The sequence below is a fragment of the Micromonospora sp. NPDC000089 genome, from assembly GCF_042899365.1.
Lineage (GTDB): Bacteria > Actinomycetota > Actinomycetes > Mycobacteriales > Micromonosporaceae > Micromonospora.
In genome coordinates this window covers 16,394-28,854 of sequence record NZ_JBIAZT010000011.1, presented here as the reverse complement: position 1 = coordinate 28,854, position 12,461 = coordinate 16,394, and the positions used below count along the sequence as shown (strand labels likewise).

The following is a 12,461-nucleotide window of genomic DNA, read 5'->3' as shown; positions in this document are numbered from 1 at the left end:
GAAGGGCGGGATCAGGAGAGGGTGCCCTGCCAGATGAAGCCGAACGCGATGCCCAGCAGCGCGAGCGCCTCGATGACGGCGAAGCCGATCCAGACGTACGGCAGGGTCATCCGGGAAGACTCCGGCTGGCGGGCGGTCGACTGGATGTAGGCGGCGAAGACCAGGCCGACACCGATGCCCGGGCCGATGGCCGCGAGACCGTAGCCGATGGCGGCGGTGCTGCCGGAGACCGCGGCGAGAACGTCCATTGGTTGGTTCCTCCTGGGTATCACGCGTGACGATCACGCGGGACGACAACGGGTGGTGCGGTGGACCGACGCCCTCGCGAGCGCCGGTCCGGGTGGATCAGTGCTCTTCGGCGAGCGCGCCCTGGACGTAGCTGGCGGTCAGGACGGTGAAGACGTAGGCCTGCAGGCAGATGACCAGGAACTCGAGGAAGGTGAGCGCGATGGTCATCGCCCAGGACAGCACCGAGACCGGCGCGAGCCAGGCGTTGGCGCTGATCATCGCGAAGCCGCCGAGGGTGAAGACCAGCAGCAGCATGTGCCCGGCGAACATGTTGGCGAAGAGTCGCACCGCCAGCGAGAACGGCCGGACGATGAAGGTCGAGAAGAGCTCGATCGGGATCAGCAGCGGCAGGATGAACCAGGGCGCCGGCGGAACCAGAGAGTTCTTGAAGTACTTCACGAAGCCGTGGTGCCGGATGCCGACGTAGTTGAACATCACGTAGCTGATCACGGCGAGGAAGGCCGGGAAGGCGATGTGCGAGTTCGGCGAGATCTGGAAGAACGGCACGATCGCGAAGAAGTTGGTCAGCAGGATGAAGCAGAACAGCGTGGTGAAGTACGGCGCGAACCGCACCCCCGCGTGCCCGATCATGTCGACCGCGATGTTGTTCCGCACGAAGCCGTAGATCGACTCGGCGAACCACTGCTTCTTCGTCGGGACCAGCTGAGGCTTCCGGTAGCTGGCCAGGAAGAAGATGATCAGCACGCCGACGGCGATCCACACCATCGCCGTGATCTTGGTGAACCAGTACGAGTTCTCCGCACCCCAGGGCAGGATGCTGGGCAGGTAGAAGTCCCCCACACTCGGTGGGAATTCCGCCTGGCCCTGAGCCAGGACGTTCGCCTGTCCGAACACCGCGTCCCTTCCTAAGTAGGCGTGCCGAGCCGGCGGACGACCAGGATGATCCCCCCGGCCATGCCGAGCACGACACCGATCCCGGTGGCGATGCCGCCGGAGTCGAGCCACTGGTCGACCAGCCAGCCGATGAAACCCCAGACGAGCATGCCCCCGATGAGGTACGAGAGCGCGGTCCAACCCTGACCGGCGCCGGTCGGAACATCGTCCGGGCCGCCGGTGGATCGGGGGGTTTGGTCACCAGCCATGACGGGGCGAACGATATCAGCCGGGAAGACGAGGCTGTGCCTCACCCCCCGCACAACCGTCGTTGTGTGGGCGTCTGCCGGGTGCACTCGTCTGGGGGCACGCTACTCCCCTTCCGCCCGTGGGAGAATGACCGGTCACGGACAGTCGGCCGCGTGTTCCGCGGCGTGGGACGGCTCAGCGCCGGGCGTGCACCCTGGTCAGCCACCAGATGTGCGCCCCGGTCCAGACCGCGACGCCGGCCGCGATGCCCAGGCAGAGCGGGATCAGCCCGGCCCAGCCGGTCGACGCGACGGCCACCATCACCACCCCCAGCAGGGTGAACTTGGCCGCGTACAGGCCCAGCCCGAACGGCAGCACCAGCTGCGGGTTGACCCCGTCCGCCCAGGCCAGCACCACCGTGGTGAGCGTGTAGCTGAGCGCGGTCACGGCCACCCCGGCGACCGCGCCGAGCGCCGCGTCCACCCCGCCGGCAACTCCGCCGACCACCCCGGCCAGCACGGCGAGCGCCGCCGACGCGGCCAGCAGGACCGGCAGGTGCCGCAGCCGCCAACGGCGGTCCGCCGCGGCCTCCGGCGCGCGCGACTCAACCACGGCGGTACGCCCCGCAACCGGTGATTCCCGAGGGCTGCCGGCGCTCCGGTCCGGTCCGACTCGCGTTCTCCACAGCGAAGGAGTCTACGGAGCCGCAGACTGGAGCTCGTGAGATGCCTCGTCACCGGAGCAACGGGTTACATCGGCGGGCGCCTGGCGCCCCGACTGCTGGCCGAGGGGCACCAGGTGCGCTGCCTGGCCCGGACGGCCGGCCGGCTGCGCGACGTGCCCTGGGCGGCCGACGCCGAGGTGGTGCAGGGCGACCTGCGCAAGCCGGAGACGTTGCCGGCCGCGTTCGAGGGCGTGGACGTCGCGTACTACCTGGTGCACTCGCTCGGCCAGGCCGACTTCGAGACCGCCGACCGGGAGGCGGCCACCGCCTTCGCCAAGGCGGCCGCCGAGGCCGGCGTACGCCGGATCGTCTATCTGGGTGGGCCGGAGCCCAAGGACGACGCCGGCGTGCCGTCGCCGCACCTGCGCTCCCGCGCGGAGGTGGCGCGGATCCTGCTGGACAGCGGCGTGCCCACGGTGGTGCTGCGGGCCGCGGTGATCATCGGCTCCGGCTCGGCCTCGTTCGAGATGCTGCGCTACCTGACCGAGCGGCTGCCGGCCATGGTCACCCCGCGCTGGGTACGCAACCGGATCCAGCCGATCGCGGTCCGGGACGTGCTGCGCTACCTGGTCGGGGCCGCCACCCTGCCGCCCGAGGTGAACCGGGCCTTCGACATCGGCGGCCCGGACGTGCTGACCTTCCTGCAGATGATGCAGCGGTACGCCGCGGTGGCCGGGCTGCGCAAACGGATCATCGTGCCGGTCCGGCCGCTCACCCCGTCGCTCTCCTCGCACTGGGTCGGGTTGATCACGCCGGTGCCGAACGCGATCGCCCGCCCGCTGGTGGAGAGCCTGATCCACGAGGCGGTGGCGCACGAGCACGACATCGCGGAGTTCGTCCCCGACCCGCCCGGCGGGCTGACCGGCTTCGACCAGGCCGTCGGGCTGGCGCTGCGCAAGGTGCGCGACGCCCAGGTGGAGACCCGCTGGTCCACCGCGAGTGGCCCGGACGCGCCGGCCGAGCCGCTGCCCACCGACCCGAAGTGGTCCGGCGGCACGGTCTACACCGACGTCCGGGAGCGGGCGGTGGACGCCCCGCCGGCCGCGCTCTGGCGGGTGATCGAGGGGGTCGGCGGCGAGCACGGCTGGTACTCGTTCCCGCTCGCCTGGTCGGTGCGCGGCTGGCTGGACCGGCTGGTCGGCGGCGTCGGCCTGCGCCGGGGCCGGCGCGACCCGCACCACCTGCAGGTCGGCGAGGCGCTGGACTTCTGGCGGGTCGAAGAGATCGTGCCCGGGGAGCTGCTGCGGCTGCGCGCCGAGATGCGACTGCCCGGCCGGGCCTGGCTGGAGATGCGCGCCGAGCCGCTGGACAACGGTCGCAGCCGGTACGTCCAGCGCGCCGTCTTCCTCCCCCGCGGCCTCCCCGGCCACCTCTACTGGGGCTCGGTCGCCCCCTTCCACGCCGTCGTCTTCGGCGGCATGGCCCGCAACATCGCCCGGGGCGCCGAACCCCCCACCCCCTCCTGACCCCCCACACCCCCGCGATCTTGCATTTTGGGCCCTCGTTCTGTGCCCCTCGCCCCTTTTGTCGGGGCAGAAAGTGCAAGATCGGCGGGGTCAGTGCCGGGGCGGGGTCGGTGCCGGGGCGGGGTCAGTTGCCGGTGCGGGGTGGGGTGCGGCGGTAGGTGACGGATTCCGACGGGGGGACGAAGTCGCGGACGGGGGTGTCGTAGAGAGTGGAGAGGAGGACCCGGCCGACGGCGTCGACCATCCGGGACTGGACGGCGGCGCCGACGGCGTCCCGGGGGTCGTCCGGGTTCGCCGCGATCGAGGCGATCGCGAGCTGCGGGGTGAAGGCCACCACCGACTCGGTCTCGTTCCGCTCCGAGCTGCCGGTCTTGCCGGCCACCGGGCGGCCCACCAGCGACCGCAGCTGCGGGGCCGTGCCACCGTCGCAACGGCCGTACATCGACTGGTCGCCGACCGGGCAGCGGGCCGCGTCGGCGGCCGCTCGGGCCACGTCGGTGTCGATCACCTGCCGGCAGTCCGGCCGCCCGGCGGCCACCTGGTGACCGGAGCTGTCGGTGATCGACATCACCGGCAGCGGCGCGCACCAGGTGCCCTCGGCGGCCACCGTGGCATACGCGTTGGCCAGGTCGAGCGGGGTGGTGGAGGAGACGCCCAGAGTGAACGCCCCCCAGTCCTTCGCGCCGTGGGCGGCCAGTTCGGCGTCGTCGGCGGCGCGGAACGTGATGCCCAGCCGCTGCGCCATCTCCACCACCCGGTCCGCCCCGACCTGCTCGGTCAGCCAGGCGAAGTAGGTGTTCACCGAGCGGCCGAAGGCGGTCCACATGGTCCGGTAGCCGTTCATCCAGGACGGGGTGGCGTTCGCCGGGCACCAGCGGCCGCCGCAGCTGGCCGCGGCGTCGTCGACCGGAAAGCGGGTGAGGATCCGGCCCGGGGCGTTGAAGCCGGTCTCCAGCGGCAGCCCCGACTCCAGCGCGGCCAGCATGGTGAACAGCTTGAACGTCGAGCCGGCCTGGTACCCCTCGATGCCGTTGCCGCCGGCGACCAGCTGGTTCACCGTGTTCGGGTAGTTCTTCTGGCCGCGCGGGTTCGCCGCGACGCTGTAGACGCGGTTGACCGCCAGCGCGAGCACCCGCCCGGTGCCCGGCTGGACCACCGCGGTGGGCACCGCCCGCCGGTCGTCCTCGCCGTAGATGTCCCGCACCTCCCGGACGGTGGCGCTCTGCACCGCCGGGTCGAGCGAGGAGACGATCCGGAAGCCGCCCCGGCGCAGGTTGTCCTGCCGTTCGGCGGCGGTGGCGCCGAACGCCGGCTGGGCGCTCCACCACTGGGTGAACCAGTCGCAGAAGAAGCCCCAGTCGTTCTGCCGCTCGGGCACCGCCGTGCAGTCGTTGGGGGTCTCGCTGGGTCGCAGCGCCAGCGGGGCGGCCTTGGCCGTCGCCGCGTCCGCGGCCGGCACCTGCCCCAGCTCGACCATCCGGTCCAGCACGTACGCCCGGCGACCCAGCGCCGCGTCGGCGTCGCCGTGGATCGGTTCGTCCGTGTCCGGTGAGCGCACCAGCCCGGCCAGCAGGGTCGCCTGGGCCAGGCTGAGCTTCGCCGGGCTGGTGGAGAAGTAGCGCTTCGCGGCGGCCGCGATCCCGTACGCCCCGGCGCCGAAGTAGGCGATGTTCAGGTAGCGGGACAGGATCTGGTCCTTGTTCAGCTCCCGCTCCAGCGCCAGCGCGTACCGCATCTCCTGGAGCTTGCGGGCGGTGCTGATTTCGGTCGCCTTGCGGCGCTGCTCCTCGGTGAGCCGGGGATCGTTGCCGAGCACGTTGCGGACGTACTGCATGGTCAGCGTGGAGGCGCCCTGCCGGGTCCTCCCGTCCCGCCGGTTCACGGTGAAGGCTCGCACCACGCCCCGCAGGTCCACGCCCTTGTGCTGGTAGAAGCGGGCGTCCTCGGCGGCCACGATGGCCTGCCGCATCACCGGGGCGACCTTCGTCAGCGGCACCTCCACCCGGTCCTCGGTGTAGAACGAGGTGATCAGGGTGGTGCCGTCGTTGGCGTACAGGTTGGACCGCTGGGCGGTCGGCGGGGTGCGCAGGCTGTTCGGCAGCTCCGCGTACGGCCCGGCGAGCGCGCCGAAGCCGACCCCGAACACCAGCGCGAGCGGGAGCGCGGCGGCCGCCAGCACCAGCCCGGCGAGCACCCCGGCGATCAGCACGGTGAACAACTTGTCGAGCTGGGCCCGGATCATGAGTTCTCCCCGCAGGAGCCGTCAGGACCCGTCCAGCATGACCCGGCAAACCGCCCAATCCCTCACCTTTCGGCGAATCCGGATGCGGCTCGCGATCACCCCACCGGGCGCCGCGCCGGACTCGCCGCCCGGGTCACCCGGTCGGGGCCGCCGGCGCGGGCAGCAGCGTCGCGGTCAGCGGGTGCACCGTCTCCTCGATCTCGTCGGCGACCCGGCTGAAGCACTGGTCACCGCGGCCCCACGGGTCGTCCAGGTCGTCCGAGTGCAACGGGCCGGCGCCCTGCCGGGCCGCGTCCACCGCCGCCACCAGGGCCACCCCGCGGGCGTGCACGGCGCCCGGGGTGGGCTCCGCCGGGGGCAGCGCGCCGGTGTCCAGCGCGCCGAGCAGCCGGCCGAACTCCCCCAGCACGAACGTCCGGGCCGCCGCGTCGGGGCGCAGCGCCACCACGTACTCCTGCTGGTCGGCGGTGGCGGTGAGGACCAGGTCGGCGGCGTCGATCAGATCCGAGCGCAGCTTGCGGGCGGCGAACCCGGTGACGTCACCGCCGCGGGCCAGCACCTGGCGGGCGGCCGGCGGGTTCATCTCCTCGCCGGCGTGCCAACCACCGGTGCCCGCGCTGTGGCTGTGCAGCAGCGCGTCGACGTCGTCCGGGTCGGCGCCCAGCCGGCCCAGCCGCTCGCGGACGGCCAGCACCAGCAGGCGCTCGGCCATCGGGGAGCGGCAGATGTTGCCCATGCACACGTGCAGGACGGTGAACGGCGGCACTCAGGCCCCCCGCTCGTCGACCAGGTCGGGGGCCACCTCGCGGAGCTTGTCCAGGCTGATCGCGCCCGGCCGCACCAGCCGGGGCACCTCACCGGTCAGGTCGACGATCGTGCTGGGCACCGGGTCCGGGCACGGCCCGGCCTCCAGGTACGCCCGGACCGAGTAGCTGAGCTGGGTGCGGGCCTCCTCGGCGGTCAGCGCGGCCGGCTGGCCGGCCTTGTTGGCCGAGGCGACCGCCATCGGGCCGGTCTCCCGCAGCACCTCCAGCGCCACCGGGTGCAGCGGCATCCGCACCGCCACCGTGCCGCCGGCGTCGCCGAGGTCCCACTGCAGGCTCGGCGAGTGCTCCACCACGATGGTGAGCGCGCCCGGCCAGAACGCCTCGACCAGGTCGCGGGCCGCCCGCGGCAGCGAGAAGACCAGGCCGTCGAGGGTGTGCCGGGAGCCGATCAGCACCGGGGGCGCCGCCCGCCCGCCGCCCTTGGCGTCGCCCAGGGCCTTCACCGCGTACGGGGTGAAGGCGTCCGCGCCGATCCCGTAGACCGTGTCCGTGGGCAGGACCACCAGCTCGCCGTTCTTGACCGCCTCGATCGCGGCGGCGATGCCGCGGTCGCGGTCGGCGGGGGACCGGCAGTCGTAGAGCATCACGAGGAGCCAGTCTGCCACGCCGCGCCCGCTCCGGCGTGGGGGCCGTCCCCGCGACGGGACGCGGTGGCGAAGCGGGGCCGGCCGGCGAGGTCCGGGTGCTCGCGCACCCGCTCGTACCGGCCGTCGCCGGACAGCAGCGCGGGCACCGCCGTGGCGTGCGTGTCGTCGTGCTCGACGCCCAGCGACCCGCCCGGCCGCAGCAGCACCGCGGCCCGGGCCAGCACCGGCCGGATCACCGCCAGCCCGTCCGCCCCACCGAAGACCGCCTCGTCCGGGTCGTGACCGGCCACCTCCGGGGGTACGGCCACCGCCCGCGGCACGTACGGCGGATTGCACAGCAGCACGTCCACCCGGCCCAGCAGCCCGGCCAGCAGCTCGGGGTCGGTGACGTCGGCCTCGACCACCTGCACCGGCCGGTCCCCGGCGGCTGCCCGGTCGGCGGCGTTGCGCCGCAGCCAGGCCAGCGCGGCCGGCGAGCGCTCCACCGCGACCACCCGGGCCGAGGGCACCTCCTGGGCCACCGCCAGCGCGATCGCGCCCGAGCCGCTGCACAGGTCGGCCACCACCGGCTCGGGTTCGGCAGCCGCCCGGGCGATCCCCCAACCGGCCAGCAGCTCGGTCTCCGGGCGGGGCACGAACACCCCGGGGCCGACCGCCAGCTCCAGGTGCCGGAAGGCGGCGACGCCGGTGAGGTGCTGCAACGGCTCCCGGGCCGCCCGTCGGGCCACCAGCGCCGCGTACCGGTCCCGCTGGTCCGCGGCGAACCCGTCGGCCAGCGCCAACCGGCCCCGGGGCACCCCCAGCACGTACGCGGCGAGCAGCTCGGCGTCGGCCCGGGCCGACTCCACCCCGGCGGCGGCGAGGGTACGGGCGGCGCGGGCCACGGCCACCGAGGGCCGTTCGCGTTCTGCCCCTTCGGGGGGGTGGCGCGGGAGGGAGGTCACGACATAATCATGAAGCGTCGGGGTTGACGACACGAGCGGGTGCGTCCGGGCGCACACCGACAGGGAGGGTGCCAGGTGGGATGGCTCGACCGGGTCGACGACCAGGTTGACGCCCTCACGCACGCCCGTGAACTGCAGGAGACCGACCGGTCGGCCGAGGCGGTCACCGTCCTCGACCGGGTGCTGCACACCACCACTGACCCGTACACCCGGGCCGACGCGTTGGTGCAGCGGCTCTGCGGGCTGATCAATCTCGGCCGGACGGCCGAGTTCACCCGGGCCATCGAGGATGCCTTCACCGCGGTGCGCGACCTCCCCGAGCCGTACCTGCACGGGCACCTCAACGCGCTGGCCGGGCTGGCCGCCCACCACCAGGGCGCGCTGGACCGCTGCGTCACCCACCTGGTCCGGGCCGCCCGGGCGCTGGGCGCGGCGGAGGACCGGGACCGGGACACCGCCTGGGGCTGGCACGACCTCGCGATGGCGTACTCCTACCTGAGCTTCCACGGGTACGCGCTCGGCGCGATCGAGCGGGCCCGCCAGTTGGGCGCGTCCGCCGGCATCCCCGAGGAGATGTTCGCCGCCCCGGGAATCCGGCTGCGCAACGCCGTCGCGCTGGACCATCACGGCGACAGCGACGGCTGCCTACGGGTGCTCCGCGACATCGCCGCCGACCTGGAGCGGTTCGTCCGGGACGGCCGCGCCGACCGGATCCGGCCGAGCAGCCTCGCCGCGTACGGCTACGCGGCGACCCGCCGGGCCGCGCTCGGCGACCGGGCGGAAGCCGCCGGCGCCACCGACCCGGCGGCGCTGCTGCGGCACGGCGGGGACAGCGTCCGGGCGCGGGAGATGCGCCAGCTCGGCCAGGCGTGCCTGGCGATCGCCGACGGCCGGCCGATCGAGGCGGTCACCCGGCTGGACACCAGCCGGGTCTCCGACGAGACCCTGGGCGCGGCCGAGCCGGCCCGACTGCGCAGCCTCGCCCTCGCCCGGGCCGGGGACCACGCGGCGGCGCACCGCGCCGACCGGATCGCCTTCCGACTCGCCGGGCAGCGCAACGACCGGCTGCGGGACGTCTACATCGACGGCATCGCGGCCCGGATCGACCACGAGGAGATGCGCCGGGAGGCCGCCCGGTACGAGGGCGAGGCGCTCACCGACCCGCTGACCGGCCTGCCGAACCGCCGGCGGTTGGAGCGGTACATCGGCGCGATGGTGTCCCGCGGCGAGCGGGTGGTGATCGGCGTCTGCGACCTGGACGGCTTCAAGGCGGTCAACACCCGGCACGGCCACCACTCCGGCGATCTGGTGCTGCAACGGATCGCCGGGGTGGTCAACCGGGTGATGCGCCGGGGCGACTTCGTGGCCCGCTACGGCGGCGACGAGTTCGTGGTGGTGCTGCCGGGCACCGGGATGACCGAGGCGGCCGAGGTGGCCCGGCGGATCGAGGCGGCGGTGCGCGCGGAGGACTGGGAGTCGCTGGTGCCCGGCACCCCGGTCGGGGTCAGCATCGGCTTCGCCGAGGTGGACGGCGCCGGCACCTCGCTGCGCGACGCCCTGGGCACCGCGTTCGAGATCGCCGACCGCGAGATGCTCCGCGCCAAGACCCGCCCCCGCGCCTGCTGACCCAGGCGGGCGGGTGCGTCAGCGGCGGGTGAGTTCGGTGTCGCCGGCCAGGCGGGCGGCGCGGTCGGCCTCGGCCAGCGCGTCCAGGACGCCGTCCAGCTCGCCGGCCAGCGCCAGGTCGAGGTTGTACGCCGTGTAACCGATCCGGTGGTCGGTGATCCGGTTCTGCGGGAAGTTGTAGGTGCGGATCCGCTCCGAGCGGTCAACCGTACGCACCTGCGCCTTGCGGACGTCCGAGGCGGCCGCGTCCGCCTGCTCCTGGGCCACCGCGAGCAGCCGGGCGCGCAGGATCCGCATGGCCTGCTCCCGGTTCTGCAGCTGGGACTTCTCGTTCTGGCAGGACACCACCACACCGGTCGGCAGGTGGGTGATGCGGACCGCCGAGTCGGTGGTGTTCACCGACTGGCCACCGGGCCCGGATGAGCGGAACACGTCGATCCGCAGGTCGTTCGGGTCGATGGTGACGTCGACGTCCTCGGCCTCGGGCAGCACCAGCACACCGGCGGCGCTGGTGTGGATCCGGCCCTGCGACTCGGTCACCGGGACGCGCTGCACCCGGTGCACGCCACCCTCCCACTTCAGCCGGGACCAGACGCCGTTTCCGCCTTCCGGCACACCCTTGGTCTTGATCGCCAGCGAGACGTCCTTGACCCCGCCCAGGTCGGAGTCCTGCGCGTCGATCACCTCGGTCAGCCAGCCGTGTCGCTCGGCGTACCGGGTGTACATCCGCAGCAGGTCGCCGGCGAACAGCGCCGACTCCTCGCCGCCCTCGCCGGCCTTGATCTCGATGATCACGTCCTTGGCGTCGTGCGGGTCGCGGGGGATCAGCAGCTCGGCCAGCCGCTCCTCCAGGGCCGGGAGGCCGGCGGCGATCGCGTCCGCCTCGGCGGCGAAGGCCGGGTCCTCGGCCGCCAGCTCGCGGGCGGCGGTCAGGTCGGCGCGGGCCTGCTCCAGCTCGCCGGCCGCCTTGTGCAGCGGGACCAGCTCGGCGTACCGGCGACCCACCCGGCGGGCGGTGCCCTGGTCGGCGTGGATGGCCGGATCGGCCAGCCGCTTCTCCAGCTCGGCGTACTCGTCGAGGAGGGCGGCCAGACGCTCGCTGCTCATGCGGGGAAGCTCCTTCGACGACGGCCGGGCGGGAAACGGGCGGGAACGGACGAACGCCCGCGTCCGGCACGGGGCCGGACACGGGCGTCGTCGGTGGAGCTACTTGGCCTTCTTGGCCTGAACCTTGGCGTACTTCTGCTGGAACTTCGCGACCCGGCCGGCGGTGTCGAGGACGCGCTGCTTGCCGGTGTAGAACGGGTGGCAGGCGCTGCAGGTCTCGACGGTGATCGAGCCGCCCTTGGCGGTGCTGCGGGTCGTGAAGGAGTTGCCGCAGGAGCACTTGACCTCGGTGGTCGTGTACTCCGGGTGGGTGTTGGGCTTCATATCGCCTTCGGTCCTTTCGTCAGGTGGTCGCCGGGTCGTCGCTGATCGGTCCCGCAGGGTGCCGGGGCCAGGACGTGAACCGGAACCGTGGCCGATTGACCAGTGTGCCATGGGCGTGAGCCGACCCGCCGAGCGGGCCGCACGATCGGTCCGGCAGGAGTAACGCGCACCTCCCCCACCGCATTCCCGCCGCCCCCGGACGGCATTCCCGCACGCCCGGCTACCGTTGGACCGTGCCCGATTCGTCCCCCGCGGCGCGCGTCGTCGGCCCGGCGCCCGAAGTACACCCGGCGTCCGGAGTACGCCCCACGCCCGAAGTGCCCCCGACGCCCCGGCTGATCGCCACCCGCGGGCTGCCCGCCTCCGGGAAGACCACCTTCGCCCGCACCCTGCAACCGGCGGTGACCCGGGTGAACCGGGACGACCTGCGCCGGATGCTGCACGGCGAGCGGCTGTTCACCCAGCGGGCGGAGTACCAGGTCACCGTCGCCCAGCGGGCCCAGGTGGAGGCGCTGCTGGCCGCCGGGGTGAGCGTGTGCGTGGACGACACCAACCTGCGCGCCCGCACCCTGCGTGAGTGGGCCGACCTGGCCGCCCGGCACGACGCCGCCTTCGAGGTGCACGACTTCACCGACGTGCCCCTGGACGAGTGCCTGCGCCGGGACGCCGCACGGCCGGAACCGGACCGGGTCGGCGCGCACCACATCCGCCGGCTGCACGAGCGCTACCTGGCCGATCGCCCGTTACCGCTGCCGGTGCCCACCGCCCGGGTGGGCCGGCCCGGCGCCGTCGACCCGGCCACCCCGGCGCCGCCGCCCGTGGTGCTGGTCGACATCGACGGGACCGTCGCGCTGGCCACCTCCCGCAGCCCGTACGACATGACCAGGGTCGGTCGGGACCGGCCGAACGAGGCGGTGATCGAGGCGGTCCGGGCCATGCACGCCGCCGGGTACGGCGTGGTCTTCTGCTCCGGGCGGGACGCCTCGGCCCGGGACGCCACGGTGGCCTGGCTGGACCGGCACGTACGGGTGCCGTACCTGGCGTTGCACCTGCGCGCGGTCGGCGACACCCGCAGGGACGCCGTGGTGAAGCGGGAGATCTACGAGCGGGAGATCCGCGACCGGTACCGGGTGGTCGGCGTGTTCGACGACCGGCAGCAGGTGGTCCGGATGTGGCGCTCCCTCGGCCTGACCGTCTTCCAGGTGGCCGAGGGCGACTTCTGAGCCCGGCTCCGCGCGCCCGG

At 73.7% G+C, this 12,461-nt stretch carries 13 protein-coding genes; 3 read left to right on the top strand and 10 right to left on the bottom strand.

The window, feature by feature from the left end; translation table 11 throughout:
* Positions 1-11: 11 nt before the first annotated feature.
* From ACFY3U_RS20355 to ACFY3U_RS20340, 4 genes are all read right to left on the bottom strand, one after another.
* Entirely contained in the window at positions 12-248 is a 237-nt protein-coding gene (locus ACFY3U_RS20355) for an ATP synthase F0 subunit C (protein ID WP_357110459.1), read from the bottom strand.
* 97 nt (positions 249-345) lie between these two features.
* Positions 346-1,143 carry a F0F1 ATP synthase subunit A gene (gene atpB, locus ACFY3U_RS20350; protein WP_387203762.1) on the bottom strand — a complete coding sequence of 266 codons (798 nt, stop codon included), beginning with the start codon at positions 1,141-1,143 and terminating at the stop codon, positions 346-348.
* Positions 1,144-1,154: 11 nt separating this feature from the next.
* A complete protein-coding gene (locus tag ACFY3U_RS20345; RefSeq protein WP_387203759.1) occupies positions 1,155-1,391 on the bottom strand; it encodes a hypothetical protein in 237 nt (78 codons plus the stop codon).
* Positions 1,392-1,566: 175 nt separating this feature from the next.
* Positions 1,567-1,983 carry a hypothetical protein gene (locus ACFY3U_RS20340; RefSeq protein ID WP_387203756.1) on the bottom strand — a complete coding sequence of 139 codons (417 nt, stop codon included), beginning with the start codon at positions 1,981-1,983 and terminating at the stop codon, positions 1,567-1,569.
* A gap of 108 nt (positions 1,984-2,091) precedes the next feature.
* Between ACFY3U_RS20340 and ACFY3U_RS20335 the strand changes: the two genes are divergently transcribed.
* Positions 2,092-3,561 carry an SDR family oxidoreductase gene (locus ACFY3U_RS20335; protein WP_387203753.1) on the top strand — a complete coding sequence of 490 codons (1,470 nt, stop codon included), beginning with the start codon at positions 2,092-2,094 and terminating at the stop codon, positions 3,559-3,561.
* A gap of 124 nt (positions 3,562-3,685) precedes the next feature.
* Here the strand turns inward: ACFY3U_RS20335 and ACFY3U_RS20330 are convergent, their stop codons facing one another.
* The 4 genes from ACFY3U_RS20330 to prmC form a co-directional block, all read right to left on the bottom strand.
* Positions 3,686-5,803: a transglycosylase domain-containing protein gene (locus ACFY3U_RS20330; RefSeq protein ID WP_387203750.1), complete on the bottom strand. Its 2,118-nt coding sequence runs from the start codon at positions 5,801-5,803 to the stop codon at positions 3,686-3,688.
* Between the two features lie 133 nt (positions 5,804-5,936).
* Entirely contained in the window at positions 5,937-6,569 is a 633-nt protein-coding gene (locus ACFY3U_RS20325) for a phosphotyrosine protein phosphatase (protein WP_387203748.1), read from the bottom strand.
* On the bottom strand, positions 6,570-7,214 hold the full coding sequence (locus ACFY3U_RS20320; protein ID WP_387204225.1) for an L-threonylcarbamoyladenylate synthase: 645 nt from the start codon (positions 7,212-7,214) through the stop codon (positions 6,570-6,572). It abuts the gene before it with no gap.
* A complete protein-coding gene (prmC, locus tag ACFY3U_RS20315) occupies positions 7,214-8,161 on the bottom strand; it encodes a peptide chain release factor N(5)-glutamine methyltransferase (protein ID WP_387203746.1) in 948 nt (315 codons plus the stop codon). The genes ACFY3U_RS20320 and prmC overlap by 1 nt, the downstream gene beginning before the upstream one ends.
* A 75-nt stretch (positions 8,162-8,236) precedes the next feature.
* Here prmC and ACFY3U_RS20310 point away from each other — a divergent pair, with 75 nt between their 5' ends.
* The gene (locus tag ACFY3U_RS20310) at positions 8,237-9,787 is read left to right on the top strand and encodes a diguanylate cyclase domain-containing protein (protein ID WP_387203743.1); all 1,551 of its coding nucleotides are present in this window, start codon (positions 8,237-8,239) and stop codon (positions 9,785-9,787) included.
* Between the two features lie 18 nt (positions 9,788-9,805).
* Here the strand turns inward: ACFY3U_RS20310 and prfA are convergent, their stop codons facing one another.
* Both prfA and rpmE read right to left on the bottom strand, forming a co-directional pair.
* Positions 9,806-10,894: a peptide chain release factor 1 gene (gene prfA, locus ACFY3U_RS20305; RefSeq protein WP_387203740.1), complete on the bottom strand. Its 1,089-nt coding sequence runs from the start codon at positions 10,892-10,894 to the stop codon at positions 9,806-9,808.
* Between the two features lie 99 nt (positions 10,895-10,993).
* Positions 10,994-11,218, bottom strand: a complete 225-nt coding sequence (rpmE, locus tag ACFY3U_RS20300; protein WP_387203737.1) for a 50S ribosomal protein L31 — start codon at positions 11,216-11,218, stop codon at positions 10,994-10,996.
* Between the two features lie 233 nt (positions 11,219-11,451).
* On the opposite strand from rpmE, the gene ACFY3U_RS20295 reads away from it, so the two are divergent.
* Entirely contained in the window at positions 11,452-12,441 is a 990-nt protein-coding gene (locus ACFY3U_RS20295; RefSeq protein WP_387203734.1) for an AAA family ATPase, read from the top strand.
* Positions 12,442-12,461 lie beyond the last annotated feature (20 nt).